We start from the raw sequence: 15,832 nt of genomic DNA, 5'->3' as shown, positions 1-15,832 counted from the left end.
TATTCCCCGAAAGTATTACGTTTAATCTCTAAACATTACCCATGCGCACTCCCTTGCAGAAAGAAGAAAAAGTATTACTGATCACCCATCGAAGCTGGTTGCAAATGATTGTACCGGCCCTGTTGGTGATCGTTGGTTTTGTAGCTTCCTGGTTAATTGGTTTTATCCAATATTGGGGATGGATTGCAGCGGCGGCCGGCCTACTTTATTTTCTGTTTGCCTATTGGAATTGGAAAGTCGACATCTGGGTAGTGACCAATTACCGCGTCATTGATGAAACCGGGCTCATCAACCACTTTGCAAAGGAAAGCCCTCTGGAAAAGATCAACAATGTATCCTATGATCAGAATATCTGGGGCCGCATTTTCAATTACGGCCATGTAGAAATTCAAACAGCCGCCGAAATAGGCGCTACCGATTACTTCAATGTGCACCAACCCAAACGCCTGAAAGATACTATTACCCTGGCCCAATCAGAATACAAGAACTTGCAGCTATCCAGCCAGGCCAAACAAATGGCCGCCGCCATGGGATGGCAATCTACTGCTACAGCAAGCGTGGCCGGCACCGGTCAGTCTACTGCCCAAAACATCGCTTCAGAACTGGAAAAGCTATTTCAACTCAAACAACAGGGTATCCTGTCGGAAGATGAGTACAATAAGGCTAAAAACAATCTGCTGGGATAGGAGGGCCCGAATCCCTGTATGAGCAGTAATTGGGTTATAATCAATTGTTTATTGGAGAATCGCTTAGCATACTGAACTCTTGATGGGGGATGGCAACCAGGCCATTTTGTACTAAAATGCACCTTGCATACTAGCTGAAACCTAGTCTGGTCCTAGCTTATAGGCCTAAATAGTGCCTGATAATTGCACTGGAGTACTAGTAAACTTGCACTCCACCCTAGGGGCCAGTGCAAATATGCCTGGGGCCAGTGCAATTATGGTAGGCCATTCAGGCTATACCAAGTGCACCCGGCCTGTATCCGGGTAGTGCCAGGGGATAGAACCCTAGTTGTCCTTCTTCCTGGGTGGTTCTGGCTTCTTTTTGGCTTTTTCGAGGTTGCGTCTGGAGGCCTCTTCCAACTGGAGTTCATTGGCCTTGCCGGCATCGTCCAGGATGAGTGCATCCTTGGGAAAATCGCCGTCTTTTAATTGCTGGTTGAATAGCTTATTGATATGTACCCACTGGCCATTTTGCCACTTAAAGGCCTCGTAATCGCCATCCGGTATATAGGTCCATTTCTTTTCGGGCTCCTCACTTTCCGATATCAGGTGATCGACCAGGATCACATCCATTTCGCTATCATAATTAAGAATGGTCCTGGCGTCTTTCTTGTATTCTATGGCGAACCTGGATTGTACTGCTTTCTTGACCGAATCGTCTTTGAAAGAAATGAAGGGGCCACCAAAAACGGGCTCGCTTTTATCGTTAAAAGACAATACCTCCATCCATTTTTTATTGCTGTTCACACTGAAATCATCAAAGCCCAACAGCGTATAATACCTTTTGCCATTGTGCTCTTTCATGATGATGCGGTAGTAGATAGCCCCGATCCAATTGCGGGCAGAACGGGCCGAATCCATCGGGTTTTTAGTGTACATGGAGGCATCAAATAAAGGGAATAATTTCAAGGAACCATCACGGGTTTGCATTTGAATCGCCCCTTTTTGCATGTACACGTATTCATCCTTCTTCATTTGCCAGGTAAAAATGCGAAAACTGCTATCGGGGGCATAGAGCCTGGATATGTTGAGGGAGTCAAAGGGATAGAAAAAGAGTTTTTGGTAAGCAGGGCACGTACAAAGGTGCGCACGAAGTTGCTATCGCTCCTGAACCTATTGGCCGCCAGGGAATCGAAGACCATGCGGGCCGATAAGACCTTCAGGGAATCTTCTTTTGATTCAGGATGGCTTTGTCGGCCTGGCTGATTAATTGGGCCTGTAAAGAGCTGGTAGTCAGAAACACCATCAACAATAAGCTCCCTGCGGAAAGATATTTTATGATACGTTTATTCATAATGAAAGTACAATCAACTTAATAGCAAATAAAGACAATGGTATACCAGTACCTTTCAAGGAACGTAAAAGCTACGCTTAAATTTTATGCCAATTGCAAAGCTTTTGCGAAACCCGGCAAATCTTTGACGGCTAAGTCAATGACATGGTTGGGTAATGGCTGCTGCGGATGCGTAGTTTTAACAAATACGGTAAACATACCGGCATTACGGCCAAACTCCATATCGCTGATATTGTTGCCGATAATGAATGATTTATGGAGGTCGATCTCCGGAAAGTCTTTTACAGCTTCCCTGGCCATACCCGGATGAGGTTTCCGGTTGGGGTGGTTATTATCGAGGGAAGTACAGTAGTATATTTTGTCAATGCGCCCGCCGGCTGCTGTAATATCAGTGAGCATGCGCTCATGTAGTTGGTGCAGGTCGGCTTCCGTCATCAATCCTTTGCCTACGCCACGCTGGTTGGTGGTGATCACTATTTTATTAAAACGGCCAGCCAATGCCGCCAGTGCTTCCAATACACCATCATAGAACCTGAATTCATCATAGTTGTATATGTAATCCTGGTGCTTCTCATGATTGATCACACCATCCCGGTCAAGGAATAAGGTCCAGCTATTATCAACTTGTGTAAGATCAAGCATAGTAGTGAATAGTGATTGGGCTTGCATAATCAGGCATTAAAAGTACTGCTCCTCTACCAGTTCACAGATGATATGTCCCAGCATGATATGGCTTTCCTGGATGCGGGGCGTATTTTTGAAGGTACATTGATGAGGTAATCACTCAGGTCTTTCATTTTGCCGCCTGTTTCACCCGTAAAGCCTAGAGTAACAATGCCTTTTCACGGGCCACTTCAAAGGCTTTCATAATATTGGTAGAATTACCGGAGGTAGAAAGGCCAACAAGGAAATCGCCTTTTTGCCAATGCCCTTGATGAGGCGGGCGTAGATCACATCATAACTGTAATCATTGGCTACTGCTGTTAAATAAGAGGTATTACAGTGCAAAGCTTCGGCAGGCAAGGCTTCCCGGTCTTTGTAAAAACGACCTGAAAATTCAGCAGCCAGGTGCTGCGCATCAGCGGCGCTGCCGCCATTACCGCAGAAGTAAATATGATTGCCATTTTTCAGGGCCGCTACCATGGCTGTTACCACTGCTTCTGTTGTTTTAAGCAAGGCTTCATTTTGCAATACCTGGTTCTTTACGGCTATAGATTCGCTGATGATGCTCTTTATTTTGTTTTGCATAGTATATTCAATTAGATGTGGGCGTGCCGGATAAGGGTTGTATGAATGATTGTTAAATTAATCCGTACATGCTTGTACAGGCAAAATTAATGGATGGAGTTAAGTTTTGTGGCTGATAGGTCCAGGATTGTTTGCGCCAGGGTATGCCAGGAGTATTTTTCTTTTTCCCGTAGCAGGTGAGGTAGAAAATGGTCTTCCCCAATTCAAAATAACGCTCGATGGCATTGGCCAGTGCAACGGGGTCGGGTTCTGTAACCAGGCCTACCTCTTCATGCGGAACCAGGTCGGCCAGGCCGCCTACATTGGTAACGATTACAGGCTTTTCATAATGATAGGCCAGGGGAGTAACCCCGCTTTGGGTGGCATTGCGATAAGGTTGTACCACACAATCAGCGGCGCACATATAATATTTCACTTCACTGTCTGCTATAAAATCTGTGCGCAGGATCAGCAGGTCTTCAATGCCCAGTTGCCTGATCTGTTCATCATAGGCTGCCTTATCCTCATAGAACTCACCAGCTACAAGCAATTTGATGTTTGAGACAGGTTGTTTAGTCTCCGAATTCCGGGACCCGGCTGCTGTATTCTGTCTTCTATCCTTTATGATCTTCATGGCTTCAAACAGGATATCGAGGCCTTTGTATTTGCGTATGAAGCCAAAGAACAGCAGTATTTTATCATCCTGCGAAAGGCCCAGGTGTTGGCGGGCTGTTGTTTTGGGAACGGCATCCCCAAAACTATCGTACAATGGATGGTTGACCAGCAAGGCCGGTTTGGTGGGTTCAAACTGGCGCAGATCGGCCATTACTTTTCGCTCATGGTAATGAAAGCATCACATGCTTTCAGAAAATACCGGGTGAACGGGGTATCACCAGGCCGTTTTTCATGAGGAATAACATTATCGGTCAACGCAATGATGCGGGTATAGTTATTCTTTTTATGCGGCGGAGAATAGTGCCCAGGGCCGGCCCCATAAAGGGTAGCCAGTAACGCACCAGTACGATATCGGGCTTGATATTCTTAATGGTATTGCCTACCTGTATCCAGTTGAGGGGATGTACGGAATTGATCACTGCATATATTTCCACGTCTTGGGGAGGTGGCTCAGAGCTATACTGGGTAGTACCCGGAAAAAGGAAGGAAGGGTATTGCATGGAAAAGGAATAGATGCTACAGGTATGCCCTTCATCCATGAGCTGTTTGCACAAACGTTGATTGAAAGTGGCAATCCCACCCCGCAAAGGATGGCCGGGACCAATGATGACGACCTTTTTGTGTGCCATGTTAGAAAGTTACTCGATACCGATTTTCTTTTCAATAAGGTAGCTATTCCTGCCCGGGGCATTCCTGGCTATCAGTTCGCCCAAAAATCCTGCCATGAACAGTTGTGTACCGATCACCATGGCTGTTAAAGAAATATAGAAAGGCGGGCTATTGGTAAGGCCCTTATTGGGGTCGGCTATTTTACCAATGATCAGGATGAGGATCATGGCTAAGCCGAGAAGGAAACTGATGGTGCCGATCAATCCAAAGAAGTGCATGGGACGCTTACCATATTTACTGACGAACATGATGGACGCAAGGTCGAGGAAGCCATTGACAAACCGTTCCCATCCAAACTTGGTGGTGCCGTATTTGCGCTTGCGGTGTTCTACTACTTTCTCTCCAATTTTACGAAAGCCAGCCCATTTGGCCAATACAGGAATATAGCGGTGCATCTCGCCATATACTTCGATACTCTTGATCACTTTGCGCTTATAAGATTTGAGCCCGCAGTTGAAGTCGTGCAGGTGGATCTTTGATATGCGGCGGGTACTCCAGTTAAAGAAACGGGAGGGAATATTTTTGGTAAGTGTATTGTCGTACCGTTTCTTTTTCCAGCCGCTGATCATATCATAACCATCTTCTACGATCAGGCGGCGGAGTTCGGGTATTTCGTCGGGGCTATCCTGCAGGTCGGCATCCATGGTGATCACCACATCACCCAAGGAGGCTTTAAAGCCTTCATTGAGGGCGGCCGATTTGCCATAATTGCGTTGGAAACGAATGCCTTTAATATTCGGATTCTGTTGGCGTAATGATTCTATCACCTCCCAGGAAGTATCGGTACTGCCATCATCAACCAATAGGATCTCATAGGAAAGCCGGTGTTCATTCACCACCCGCTCTATCCAGGCGCAAAGTTCGGGAAGTGATTCTTCCTCATTGTATAATGGTACGACGATGGTAACGTCCATATTATTGGTTGGTAAGATTTTCAAATGGCGGTCTTTTCTTACGTATAATGGCCGCTATGATCAGCGAAATCACAAAAAGATAACGCAAACAATACAATAATTGAACAGGATGCCAAAGAAAGAGTTGTTTTGCGGATCGTTTGCTTTTTTGATCGCCTCATCAATATTACTTTGACTGGCGCCAAAACGTTTCATGATCTCTATCATCTTTTCAATTCCTGCCTGGGTCAGGGCATCCCTGAAGGATACGTCGATATAGTTCAGCAGGATATGGCTAAAGATCGTCTGTAAGAGAAAACCCAGGGCAAATATGGTAAATACAACTTTTAATCCTTCGCTCATGGACAGGTATCCGCCATTCAGTTTCTTTTGCCGTAAACCGCCCAATACCGCAATGGCAATGATGACCAGGTAACCTAAATAAGCCTGTGAGCCCATGTAAGCTTCCACGCCACCAATATACATCAGCAGGGTGAAGACCACCATGGCCAGTCCTGCAATTAAACCATATACCCAGCCTACGCTGGAATTGTTTTTTGAAGTTGTTTCCATAATGCCTGGTTTATAGGCTTAGTGTTATTTTTCACCGTTGATAATGCCTTCTACTTTACCGGTTAGTGTTTTACCAATAAAAGCAGAGTTCTTTGATTTGGACCGGAATTGTTGGGCACTTACGGTTACGGTTGCTGCCGGATTGTACAAGGTGATGCAAGCGCGGACGCCTTTTGAATAGCCGCCGATCCCAACCCGAATATTTTGCGGGGATTGGTGCTCAATAGTTCCACCCATCTGTCGGCTGGCACATCGGGCATGGCTGTTCTCAATACAGCATAAGCGGTTTCCAGGCCGGTCATACCATATTGGGCGTATTCAAATTCCAGTACTTTACTATCGTATTCATGGGGCATATGGTGCGTGGCGATGCAATCGATGGTACCATCGAGGATGGCTTTCTTCAACACATTCACTTCCGTTGCTGTACGCAAGGGAGGATATACTTTCAGGTTGGTATCGTATTCCCGCAAGTCGGCATCCGTAAAAAAGAGGTGGTAGGGGGTGACGGAACAGGTAACTGCCAGGCCGCCTTCTTTGGCTCTTTTAATATATTCCAGTGACCGGGGTGAGGTGACTCCGGTAAAATGAAGGCGTGAATCGGTATACCGGGCTAGTTTAATATCCCTGGCTACCAGTAATTCTTCGGCCATCATGGGTTTGCCAGGCAGGCCCAATTGGGTGGAAATGACGCCTTCGTGCATGAGGCCACCGGCACCTACACTTTTATCGTCGGGCAGTTGGATCACTACGCCATCGAATGCTTTTACATATTGAAGGGCCTTCATCAGCAGGCCGGCACTTTGAATAGGGTGGAGGCCATCACTGAATGCAATGGCGCCGCTGGCGCGCATATCATACATTTCGGCCAGGTCTTTCCCTTCGGCTCCTTTGGAAATGGCGCCAATGGGGTAAACATTAACGGGCAGCCCTTTTGATTTTTGGCTGATGTATTCGGCCTGTGATTTATTGTCGATAACAGGTTTGGTATTGGGTATCACCAACACATCGGTATAACCACCTGCAGCAGCTGCTACGGCGCCTGTTTCGAGGGTCTCTTTGTATTCATAACCCGGATCGGCAAACTGGGCAAAGATATCAACCCAACCGGGCGAAACATTCCATGCGCGGGCGTCAATCACCTGATCTGCCTTTGCTTCAATACGGGTTTGAATGTCTTTGATCACGCCGGATTCTATAAGAATATCCTGCCTGGTTTCATGAAAGGGAGAGGATGGATCTGTAATGAAAGCCTGTTGAATAAGCAACACCATTGTTCAAAAAATTGAGCGAAGTTAAGGTATTACTCCGGAATTGGCTGGATGGTTGAAAAAAATGTTGATTATCAGGGGCGAAGCGTAGTATGCTGGCCAGGCTGGTATTTCGTGGTACTGTTTTCTGCCGGCTACCAAAGTATAGTTTCTTTTTCAATATCTTCAGTGTGTAAACCATTATCTGACTGGTCATCTAAACCGCCCCTCCGGCCATACAATGCCTTTTCCTATCCAGATACCAAACCCACGGGTCCGCATTCCTGTATTTTGTTCTCATTTAGCAGCTTTCCTTTCTCTTATCCGGCACCTGGTTGTATGGTGGCTGTTGCTTTTATTGACTGTTGGGGTTGTCAATGCCCAGGAATACAGTTATATACATTATGATGCAAAAGACGGTCTGGCCGGCACGGTCGTGTACAGCATGTGCCAGGATAAAGAAGGTTTTATATGGTTTGGCACAGAAACCGGTGTAAGCCGGTTTGATGGTACCCATTTTAAGAATTTTACGGTGAAGGATGGCTTGCCCGATAATACCATCATTCGTGTATTTGCCGACTCAAAGGGAAGGGTGTGGCTGGTACCTTTTAAACACGCTATTTGTTACTACTACAAAGGAAAAATATACAACCAGCAAAATGATCCATTATTAAAAGAAATAAAGCTGGATTACTTTGTAGCCACCATTTGGGAAAATAAGCACCAGGAAATATTACTTAAGGGAGATTCAAGTGTGTACCTGATAACTTCCAACGATCAGGTAATACCCATAGCATCTGATACACTCAAAAAGGCGTATATCATCGGTATTGGCCAGTCGGGGAATTTTTTTGTTCTATACCGGGATCATGTTTATACATACGATAAGAAGCATTTAACGTTTTATAGCCGCCTGAAAGCTGGTTTGGGAGGCCCGGGGCATGCCATCCTGGATGATCAATTGCTTTGCTCCCTGGAATCATACGGCAAGGTGCGTATACGATCTTCTTTACATAAGCTGGATTATGTGTATGATGCACCGCCACTTTCTAATATGTACCGGCTCAATGACTCTATTCTCTGTCTGAATACTACCCGGGGTGCTATTTTTCTGAATATTTTGCAACGTAAGGCGGAGAATCATTTTCTGCCCGGCAAAAACATCAGCAATATGCTAACGGACAGGGAAGGGGGAGTCTGGTTTTCTACGTTCAATGATGGGGTATACCGGCTTAGCTCAAAAGAGTTTAAGAACATAAAAAAGAAATTGATGACGGGCAAAAGTTGAGTGTCTATGACCTGCAACAATACCAGGGAGCTATCCTGGCAGGTTCTGATATGGGATATGTACAGGTAATCCGCCAAGATTCTGTACAATTGATCTCTCTAAGCCGGCAGCTTAACATCCGGCTAAGTGGCGTTGTTTCTTCCATCAGCAGGCGGGGCGATCAACTGGCGATTGGTTGCGGGTCTTTTGTTTTTTAACCAAAGATCTATCAAACTTCAGGTATTCCCTTCCAACAAGTTCCACTAAAGAAATTGCCTTTAAAAATGATAGTACCCTGGTGGTAGCCAGCGGGCATTATTTGTATAGCTCATCGGTGCCTTTATTAGATACTGTGTATCATTTATGGAAAGGCAGAACAACCTCATTGCTCCTCCATAAGGATGTTATTTACTTCGGCGCGTTAAACGGGCTTTACCAGCTAAACCCCGATGGAACGGTTTTGTACCTGGGTGATAAGTATCCGGTTTTGCAAAACCGGGTGGCTTGCATCCGGGAAGGTCCAGATGGCACTGTTTGGGTAGCTACTTATGGGGAGGGGATCATCGAATTAAAAAATAACCAGATCATACAACAGGTTACCCAATCACATGGCCTTAGCAGTAATATTTGCCGGAGCCTGGCTATTGACAGTGGCTGCATTTGGGTAGGAACGGACAAGGGATTGAATAAAGTAAACCTGCTTAGCAATCCGGTGAGTATTAAAACCTACACTACAGCGGATGGCCTGGCCTCCGATATTATTAATACTGTACTCATTGCGGGCGATACGGTATATACGGGCACGCCGGAAGGCATAACCTATTTTGATGAAACTAAAGTAGTTGCTTTGTCGCGATGTGATCTGAAAATGCTGAACGTATATGTGAATGGACGGGAAACAGCTTATGAGAGCAGTTTTAAGCTGCATCACACGGATAATAATATGCGATTTGAGTATGCAGGTATTTCTTTTAAAGCTGCCGGAGATATTGTATATACTTACCAGCTGCAAGGATGGGATACGGCCTGGAAGCATACAACACAGACTTCCCTTGAATTTATATCCCTGCCTCCCGGACAATATGTGCTGGAAATATTTGCTACGAATAAGTTTGGTATTAAAAGCGACCTGCTTTCCACAGCCATTATGGTAGAAGCGCCTTTCTGGCAAACAAGCTGGTTTGTAGTACTCTGTGCCGGAATAGCCGCTTTTGTTACCTGGTTTGTGGTGAACAGCAGGAATAGGCGGAGACAGAAAAAGAAGCTGAGGCCAGGGCATTTGAGCAACGGTTGCAGGAGTTGGAACAGAAAGCCCTGCGGGCACAAATGAATCCACACTTTATTTTTAATTGTCTCAATTCTGTACAGGAATTTATTCTTGATAATGACCCGCTAAAAGCTAACAAATACCTTAGCAATTTTGCACGTCTTATCCGTCAAACGTTGGATAATTCCCAGCAACCCCTGATCTCTTTAACTGATGAAGTACGATACCTGACCACCTACCTGAACCTGGAAGAGATGCGTTTTAAACATAAGTTCAGGTACAGTATTATAGTGGGTGCCGGTATTGCACCTTCCAATACCTTCATACCAGGCATGCTGTTGCAACCCTTTGTGGAAAACGCTATCCGGCACGGCCTTCAATATAAAGACGGGCAGCAGGGACAAATTGACATTGTGCTTTCCCTGGAGAGCAATATACTTATCTGTATTATTCTTGACAATGGGGTTGGTAGAAAGTTGGCGCAGGCATTTAAGACGGAACAGCATATAGAATACCAGTCGCGGGGCATGCAACTGACCCGTGAACGCATTGATATGTTGAATAAAAACCTTGATCCCAAAATAGTCATGGAAGTCATTGACTGTACCGGTGCCGACGGCAAAGCCACTGGTACGAAGATCATGATCCATTTTCCGCTTATCCAACTTACTGAACCCACACCAATCGTATGATAAACTCCCTTATAGTAGATGATGAACTCAGGAATGTGTCGATACTGCGAAAAATGATCGAGCGATATTGCTCAGGCATAGCTGTTACAGGAGAAGCTACTACTATAGCAGAGGCTAAGGAGTTAATCCGTACATCGGCCCCACAACTGGTATTCCTGGATATTGAGATGCGGCGGGGTAATGCTTTTGACCTGTTGGACCAGCTGGAGCCGGTTAATTTTGAGATCATTTTTGTAACAGCCTTTGACAATTATGCCATCAAGGCATTCAAGTACAATGCGCTGGACTACCTGTTGAAGCCAATTGATGTGGAAGACCTTAAAATGGCCATAGAAAAGGCCAGCAAACGTATAGAGGAACATACGATCAATCAGCGACTGGATCATTTTATGGACACGATCCGTGGAACTGCTACGGTTGCTAAAATTGCTTTGCCGGTCAATGACGGATTGTTGTTTTATGCAGTGAAGGATATTGTTTATTGCACTGCCGAAGGAGGCTATACCTGGTTTGGGTTTGTAACGGGGAAAAGATTACTGGTTTCAGGGACGCTTAAAGAGTTTGAGGACATGTTGCCACCAGATATTTTTGCCGCATACACAATTCGCACCTGGTCAATGTGGACCATGTAAAAAAATACCATCGAGGTAAGGGGGAACTGTAGAAATGATGGATGGTAAAACCCTCGAGATATCCTTTCGCAGGAAAGATGAATTTTTGAACCGGTTGCGCAATAAGCGACCGTGAGTGATGTAGCACTATCAATTGAAAGAACTACCACCCTGCATTGAAAAATTACAAAAATGCAGGATGGTAGTATAATGGATTATAGACAGATACTATTATAGTGATTAAACATACCATTTACCTGGAACGGATTATAGTTGGGGTAGGTAGCTATAAACTGCCCCATGTATTCACACATGTCGGTGGTCTTTGCATTGAAAACATTGTACATTTCCCGGATGTTGGAACCACCTGTATTATCCCAGAAGTTTTCAGAAAACAGTGCATTGGTATTGTCCATCAGGTCAAAGTAAGCACCTGATGGTATCCAAACATTCTGAAACCAGTCTTCCTCCTCTTCTGCAATGCCGAAGGTGGTCCAGCCCAACATTTGACTAAAATTTACGCCATTCCTGCCATAAAGCCTTATAGCATGTTGGGTACCAAGAAATTCGGCCCAGGATTCTCCCACCTGCACCTTGCCCCAACCGTTATAACCGGGATTGCCAAAATCAGTGTCGCTGCCATTGTTGAGTTCAGTCCATATAAAATCTAAGTACCAGCCAGCCCCCACTTTCCTGTAGAAAGATGCATGGCCCAACTCATGAAAAGCCGTTTGTGTAAATCGTGAGCCAAAGAATCTTGGCTGTGTTGATCCACAGACCTTAAATGTCATATCGGGTAAAAGCCCATGTAATAGCGCCAGCAGTTGCCCGGTAACCGGGTTGCTAAAAATAGTCTGCAAAAATGCATCTGTGAATTGACCTCCGGTCAGGTGATATAACATAGGCGCACTTGCCATGCCAAAGTCTGGATCATCGGCCCAATGGGCATAACATACCATGCCGTTAGGGGCGCTATCAATACGGTCCTGTTGTGTATAGAGATCGTGGTAAAAATAGGCGTTCAATATCATTGCCCAATACCTGTTTTGTCTATGCGCATAAAATTCAAAGTTCACATCATTGCGCATATTACAGCTTGAAACCCACCCATAGATATATACAGAACCTACTATGAAATTGGCAATCAGTTGTGGCACTACCTGAAGGAATCCCCCATGGTATTAAATGGTTTTACATTCACCCTGGGGTTTTTGGCGTGTGTGCCCATAATGGTGCCAATACTAAACTTCCATGGAAAACTATAATAGCCATTTCTATCGGTATAGGTAAAGCGTGGAATACCAAATATAAGACCCCATACCTGTATGCCCCTAACGGGTTCCAGCCGTCCTACGCCACCGGCATTATTGGGTAATTGATCATCCCAATATCTTACATGGCCCTCCGGTCTTTTGAAAAGGCAGATGCGCAGGCGTAGGTCGGCCAATTGCTCGTCGGTATAACCTGCTTCTCTCATGGCCTGGAACTGCAAGGTGGTATCTTCTTCCGGTATTAATGCCAACGTATCCAGTACCTGGGTTCGTAGCATCGTATTGCTGCTTAAGGCTTGCACCAAAGGGTTTTCTAAATAAGTTACGGCATATAAATTTCCATCCTTTAGTTGCTCCGCTTTTTTTTTCATCCAAAGCAAGTTCATCGTTATAGATGGCCCCATCGGCAAAGGGAAAGTCCAGGATCTTTATTGTTGTGTCATTTTCCAATGCCTCGAATTCTTCTTTCGTAAGGTTTTTGGGGTCGAACTTCAGGTATGTATATTGGGGAAGTTCTCCTATTCTGTTGGCAGGGTTATTACGTGCCAGTGCAGCCTGCGCTTTTGAATGTTCTGCAAAGAGTAGGGGTTGGAGGTGGTGGGGGCGATGCGGATTGCCGATGGCGTTGCATCAGTTAGTTGCTTTACTTCCTTTTGACAGCTATTCAAAAACAAAAAAATGGTTAATGCAGTCAAGGTGCAACTAAGGAATTGTTGCGTTTTAGTTTTGGCAGATTTCATATGATTATAGTTAATGGTGTAGACTGGAATATTTTTACCCTCTGAAGGTAGCCGTACTTTTGCAGCTGAAAAGTATCAGTTGACAGGTGTATGGTTTTCACCAATAACTGTAGGGTTTTGGGCAATAACTGTATTGGTTCAGCCAATAACTGTAATGGTTGCCGTAGTAAGGGAGGATAAAATGAGCCGGGTAAAGGCAGCGTTCAACAGGCGCTTGCAGAGGCCTAAAACGAGCAGGGTGGGCTGTCCCGGATACAATCCGGGAAGACCCACCCTGGTTAGTTATTAAGGGGGTTAAAAAGCTGCTTTGTGTGTTTTCTCACTGAATACGGTGAGGAAAATGATCTTGATATCCAGCAAGGGCGTCCAGTTCTCCACATACCAAAGGTCATGGGCTGTACGGTTATTGCGTTGTTCTTCCGTATCGGTGGGGCCTCTCCAGCCATTTACCTGCGCCCAGCCGGTAATACCGGGTTTGAGGTAATGACGGATCATATAATTATCCACTTCACGTTGCATCATTTGGTTGAGGAAGATGCGATGGGGACGGGGGCCTACCACGCTCATATCGCCCAACAGCACATTGATGAACTGGGGCAGTTCGTCGAGGCTGTATTTACGGATAAAACGTCCAACCTTAGTTACGCGGGGATCATCTTTCCGCGTAGATGCTTTACCTGCCATCGCAGCATCGTTCTGGAACATACTCCTGAACTTGTATAATTTGAACTGGCGGCCACCTTGCCCCAAACGGATGGGGCAATAAAATACGGGTCCTGCCGATTCCCATTTGATCATAATGGCCAATACCAGGAATAAAGGAGCCAACATGATAAGGGCGGTGGCAGAAAAGATCACATCGCAGATGCGCTTCAGGAACGCAAAGCGAAACCTGTCGAGCGATATTTCCCGGATATTGATAATGGGCATGTCACCAAAACTGGTGGTCTTATAGTTCCTGCCTAATAAGCGAAAATAGTCGGGCACCAGCCTTACGCGGATACCATAATAATCGGCTTTGTCTACCACAAACTGTATCTTCTCGTCGAGGTGTGTAGGCAAGGCAATGATCACTTCATCTACCTTTTTAGAAGTAAGCACTTTGTCCATATCCTGAATGCGCCCAATGATCTGGTACTGCAAGTCAGAGTCTTCCGGATTGTCATCGAGGAATCCAATGATGCGGTAACCAAAGTCGGGGTTTTGGTGGAAATAGGTTTCAATATGCATGCCCACGCGGCCGGCACCCACTACCAATGCTTTGCGTACATTCCTGCCATTGATGCGCAGGCGGCGTACGATGGTAAATAAAAGATAGTTGGAGATCATATTTACTACAGGAAATCCCAGGAGGAAACACATGAACTGCGATTTGGTATAATCGGCAGGGATACCCAGCAATAAGTACAACAGGGAAAGGACGGCAATTAATTCAAAATGGGTTTTCAAGTGGTTCTTCAGGCGATACCTAAGTCCATTATGTAAATGCAATAGATAAACCTTGTTCTTGGAAGTAAGAAGGATCCAGGCAAAGATGAGGGTTACCATGTACAAGTAATCCTGGTTGCTCAAACTTTGATCTTTATAGAACAGCACTACACCCGCAAAGGAGGCAATCAAGGTAATGAAATCACCCATGCCATACAAAAGGGTTAGTCGACGATCTGAACGGATCATAATTAAGGATATGGGTTAAGTTTTCAATAGAATAAATGGATCACGGAGGCCATAGTGATTCTGCCTATAGCCGGTATATTAACGTAAAACTATTAGTTATATGTCGCATGTTATAGTAAAAGAACATAATTTTTATCTGGTTATATATTTACGATACCATATTAGTAGCATAATTTTGTTGCTGAGTGTAAGCATGCCTGAATCAATGTTTTATATTGTTTGATATAGAGCAATATAAATAAGCAACAAGGGCATAATAGCAGCTTATGATAGTCTGGCATATTAACGTTAAGGTTTCGTTTATATGGTATATGGAATGCTTAATTAATTTGTTTCCGAATATGGGAAAGTGGTGTCAACGCAACAGTTAAACGGTAAAATATAAAATAAGCTGTGTTCTATTGCGTTTACTAAATGAGGGTATTATCTTGAGCCAGCATTTGATAACCCATAATTCATTCCCTAATTCGTACCTTATATGAAATCATTTTGCAAAGCCCGCATCATTGGGGCTATATTCATCCTGCTATCAGCCAGTTCCGGCTACGCTCAATGGAGTGACGGTCCTTTTTTAAGCATCAGTGGACAAGTAGGTATGCCACTCAATAAAGAAATAAAAGCCTATGGCTGGGCTGCCGGAGGTGTTGGTAAATTTGCCCTGCCCCTGGGCACTAATGACTATTGTACGCTGTCGATGAATGCTATCAGTATTAATGGTAACTACAAAGGAAAGGGCTTAAAAGAGCGTGATATATTGTCGGGTATGATTGGCTATAGATATGATTTCAGGAAAGAAGATAACTATAGTTATTTTTCATGGAGCCTCAGATCGGCTGGTCATTTATTGGTACAGACTATAACTCTTTTGCTATATGCCTGCCGTAGGGTATTCGCTGAATGGAAAAGTGGACTTCTCTGCTTTTTATTATACTACTACGGCTAACCCCATCATGGCGAAAATAGGGGTAGCAGGTATTATGGTCGCTTACAACCTGCACTTT

19 protein-coding genes are annotated in these 15,832 nt (G+C 44.8%); 8 read left to right on the top strand and 11 right to left on the bottom strand.

From position 1 onward, the window contains the following. The first annotated feature begins 41 nt into the window (after positions 1-41). A complete protein-coding gene (locus RS881_RS31115) occupies positions 42-686 on the top strand; it encodes a PH domain-containing protein (RefSeq protein ID WP_315814314.1) in 645 nt (214 codons plus the stop codon). Positions 687-1,010: 324 nt separating this feature from the next. Here RS881_RS31115 and RS881_RS31110 read toward each other — a convergent pair whose 3' ends face one another. After that, entirely contained in the window at positions 1,011-1,655 is a 645-nt protein-coding gene (locus RS881_RS31110; RefSeq protein ID WP_315814313.1) for a hypothetical protein, read from the bottom strand. Between the two features lie 15 nt (positions 1,656-1,670). Between RS881_RS31110 and RS881_RS31105 the strand changes: the two genes are divergently transcribed. After that, positions 1,671-1,931, top strand: a complete 261-nt coding sequence (locus RS881_RS31105) for a hypothetical protein (RefSeq protein ID WP_315814312.1) — start codon at positions 1,671-1,673, stop codon at positions 1,929-1,931. A gap of 172 nt (positions 1,932-2,103) precedes the next feature. Here RS881_RS31105 and RS881_RS31100 read toward each other — a convergent pair whose 3' ends face one another. From RS881_RS31100 to RS881_RS31070, 7 genes are all read right to left on the bottom strand, one after another. Further along, complete coding sequence (locus RS881_RS31100) at positions 2,104-2,688, bottom strand: D-glycero-alpha-D-manno-heptose-1,7-bisphosphate 7-phosphatase (RefSeq protein ID WP_315814311.1); 585 nt, start codon at positions 2,686-2,688, stop codon at positions 2,104-2,106. Positions 2,689-2,883: 195 nt separating this feature from the next. Continuing rightward, positions 2,884-3,267 (bottom strand): D-sedoheptulose-7-phosphate isomerase, encoded by a 384-nt coding sequence (locus RS881_RS31095; protein ID WP_315814310.1) that lies wholly within the window; start codon positions 3,265-3,267, stop codon positions 2,884-2,886. Positions 3,268-3,319: 52 nt separating this feature from the next. After that, the gene (locus RS881_RS31090; RefSeq protein ID WP_315814309.1) at positions 3,320-4,072 is read right to left on the bottom strand and encodes a glycosyltransferase; all 753 of its coding nucleotides are present in this window, start codon (positions 4,070-4,072) and stop codon (positions 3,320-3,322) included. A gap of 100 nt (positions 4,073-4,172) precedes the next feature. Then, positions 4,173-4,550 (bottom strand): glycosyltransferase family protein, encoded by a 378-nt coding sequence (locus RS881_RS31085; protein WP_315814308.1) that lies wholly within the window; start codon positions 4,548-4,550, stop codon positions 4,173-4,175. A 9-nt stretch (positions 4,551-4,559) separates the two neighbouring features. Further along, on the bottom strand, positions 4,560-5,504 hold the full coding sequence (locus tag RS881_RS31080) for a glycosyltransferase family 2 protein (RefSeq protein WP_425476393.1): 945 nt from the start codon (positions 5,502-5,504) through the stop codon (positions 4,560-4,562). A 69-nt stretch (positions 5,505-5,573) separates the two neighbouring features. Further along, the gene (locus RS881_RS31075) at positions 5,574-6,056 is read right to left on the bottom strand and encodes a DUF4199 domain-containing protein (protein ID WP_315814306.1); all 483 of its coding nucleotides are present in this window, start codon (positions 6,054-6,056) and stop codon (positions 5,574-5,576) included. A 125-nt stretch (positions 6,057-6,181) separates the two neighbouring features. Continuing rightward, positions 6,182-7,330 carry a dihydroorotase gene (locus tag RS881_RS31070; RefSeq protein ID WP_315814305.1) on the bottom strand — a complete coding sequence of 383 codons (1,149 nt, stop codon included), beginning with the start codon at positions 7,328-7,330 and terminating at the stop codon, positions 6,182-6,184. Between the two features lie 217 nt (positions 7,331-7,547). Here RS881_RS31070 and RS881_RS31065 point away from each other — a divergent pair, with 217 nt between their 5' ends. The 5 genes from RS881_RS31065 (at position 7,548) to RS881_RS31045 (ending at position 11,164) form a co-directional block, all read left to right on the top strand. After that, on the top strand, positions 7,548-8,594 hold the full coding sequence (locus RS881_RS31065; RefSeq protein ID WP_315814304.1) for a ligand-binding sensor domain-containing protein: 1,047 nt from the start codon (positions 7,548-7,550) through the stop codon (positions 8,592-8,594). After that, a complete protein-coding gene (locus tag RS881_RS31060) occupies positions 8,591-8,791 on the top strand; it encodes a hypothetical protein (RefSeq protein ID WP_315814303.1) in 201 nt (66 codons plus the stop codon). Before RS881_RS31065 ends, RS881_RS31060 begins: the two co-directional genes overlap by 4 nt. An 80-nt stretch (positions 8,792-8,871) precedes the next feature. Further along, positions 8,872-9,903 carry a triple tyrosine motif-containing protein gene (locus RS881_RS31055; RefSeq protein WP_315814302.1) on the top strand — a complete coding sequence of 344 codons (1,032 nt, stop codon included), beginning with the start codon at positions 8,872-8,874 and terminating at the stop codon, positions 9,901-9,903. Further along, positions 9,873-10,532 (top strand): sensor histidine kinase, encoded by a 660-nt coding sequence (locus RS881_RS31050; RefSeq protein WP_315814301.1) that lies wholly within the window; start codon positions 9,873-9,875, stop codon positions 10,530-10,532. Before RS881_RS31055 ends, RS881_RS31050 begins: the two co-directional genes overlap by 31 nt. Beyond that, the gene (locus RS881_RS31045) at positions 10,529-11,164 is read left to right on the top strand and encodes a LytR/AlgR family response regulator transcription factor (RefSeq protein ID WP_315814300.1); all 636 of its coding nucleotides are present in this window, start codon (positions 10,529-10,531) and stop codon (positions 11,162-11,164) included. Before RS881_RS31050 ends, RS881_RS31045 begins: the two co-directional genes overlap by 4 nt. A gap of 194 nt (positions 11,165-11,358) precedes the next feature. Here RS881_RS31045 and RS881_RS31040 read toward each other — a convergent pair whose 3' ends face one another. From RS881_RS31040 to RS881_RS31030, 3 genes are all read right to left on the bottom strand, one after another. Further along, positions 11,359-12,300 (bottom strand): hypothetical protein, encoded by a 942-nt coding sequence (locus RS881_RS31040; RefSeq protein ID WP_315814299.1) that lies wholly within the window; start codon positions 12,298-12,300, stop codon positions 11,359-11,361. Then, positions 12,300-12,785: a hypothetical protein gene (locus tag RS881_RS31035; RefSeq protein ID WP_315814298.1), complete on the bottom strand. Its 486-nt coding sequence runs from the start codon at positions 12,783-12,785 to the stop codon at positions 12,300-12,302. The genes RS881_RS31040 and RS881_RS31035 overlap by 1 nt, the downstream gene beginning before the upstream one ends. Positions 12,786-13,448: 663 nt before the next feature. Continuing rightward, entirely contained in the window at positions 13,449-14,831 is a 1,383-nt protein-coding gene (locus tag RS881_RS31030; protein ID WP_315814297.1) for an undecaprenyl-phosphate glucose phosphotransferase, read from the bottom strand. 478 nt (positions 14,832-15,309) lie between these two features. Between RS881_RS31030 and RS881_RS31025 the strand changes: the two genes are divergently transcribed. After that, the gene (locus RS881_RS31025) at positions 15,310-15,774 is read left to right on the top strand and encodes a hypothetical protein (protein WP_315814296.1); all 465 of its coding nucleotides are present in this window, start codon (positions 15,310-15,312) and stop codon (positions 15,772-15,774) included. The last annotated feature ends 58 nt before the right edge of the window (positions 15,775-15,832 follow it).

It is taken from the genome of Paraflavitalea speifideaquila, from assembly GCF_032395985.1.
GTDB classification, from domain to species: Bacteria; Bacteroidota; Bacteroidia; order Chitinophagales; family Chitinophagaceae; genus Paraflavitalea; species Paraflavitalea speifideaquila.
The sequence above is the reverse complement of the archived record's forward strand: the minus strand, read 5'-3'. Positions and strand labels throughout refer to the sequence as shown.

What these genes read in the sequence shown, in the direction of transcription:
- RS881_RS31085 (WP_315814308.1), bottom strand. Translation starts at nt 4,550, where the DNA reads ATGGCACACAAAAAGGTCGTCATCATTGGTCCCGGCCATCCTTTGCGG.
- RS881_RS31025 (WP_315814296.1), top strand. Translation starts at nt 15,310, where the DNA reads ATGAAATCATTTTGCAAAGCCCGCATCATTGGGGCTATATTCATCCTG.
- RS881_RS31095 (WP_315814310.1), bottom strand. Translation starts at nt 3,267, where the DNA reads ATGCAAAACAAAATAAAGAGCATCATCAGCGAATCTATAGCCGTAAAG.
- RS881_RS31030 (WP_315814297.1), bottom strand. Translation starts at nt 14,831, where the DNA reads ATGATCCGTTCAGATCGTCGACTAACCCTTTTGTATGGCATGGGTGAT.
- RS881_RS31045 (WP_315814300.1), top strand. Translation starts at nt 10,529, where the DNA reads ATGATAAACTCCCTTATAGTAGATGATGAACTCAGGAATGTGTCGATA.
- RS881_RS31075 (WP_315814306.1), bottom strand. Translation starts at nt 6,056, where the DNA reads ATGGAAACAACTTCAAAAAACAATTCCAGCGTAGGCTGGGTATATGGT.
- RS881_RS31115 (WP_315814314.1), top strand. Translation starts at nt 42, where the DNA reads ATGCGCACTCCCTTGCAGAAAGAAGAAAAAGTATTACTGATCACCCAT.
- RS881_RS31110 (WP_315814313.1), bottom strand. Translation starts at nt 1,655, where the DNA reads ATGCAAACCCGTGATGGTTCCTTGAAATTATTCCCTTTATTTGATGCC.
- RS881_RS31065 (WP_315814304.1), top strand. Translation starts at nt 7,548, where the DNA reads ATGCCTTTTCCTATCCAGATACCAAACCCACGGGTCCGCATTCCTGTA.
- RS881_RS31080 (WP_425476393.1), bottom strand. Translation starts at nt 5,504, where the DNA reads ATGGACGTTACCATCGTCGTACCATTATACAATGAGGAAGAATCACTT.
- RS881_RS31100 (WP_315814311.1), bottom strand. Translation starts at nt 2,688, where the DNA reads ATGCAAGCCCAATCACTATTCACTACTATGCTTGATCTTACACAAGTT.
- RS881_RS31090 (WP_315814309.1), bottom strand. Translation starts at nt 4,072, where the DNA reads ATGGCCGATCTGCGCCAGTTTGAACCCACCAAACCGGCCTTGCTGGTC.
- RS881_RS31035 (WP_315814298.1), bottom strand. Translation starts at nt 12,785, where the DNA reads ATGAAAAAAAAAGCGGAGCAACTAAAGGATGGAAATTTATATGCCGTA.
- RS881_RS31070 (WP_315814305.1), bottom strand. Translation starts at nt 7,330, where the DNA reads ATGGTGTTGCTTATTCAACAGGCTTTCATTACAGATCCATCCTCTCCC.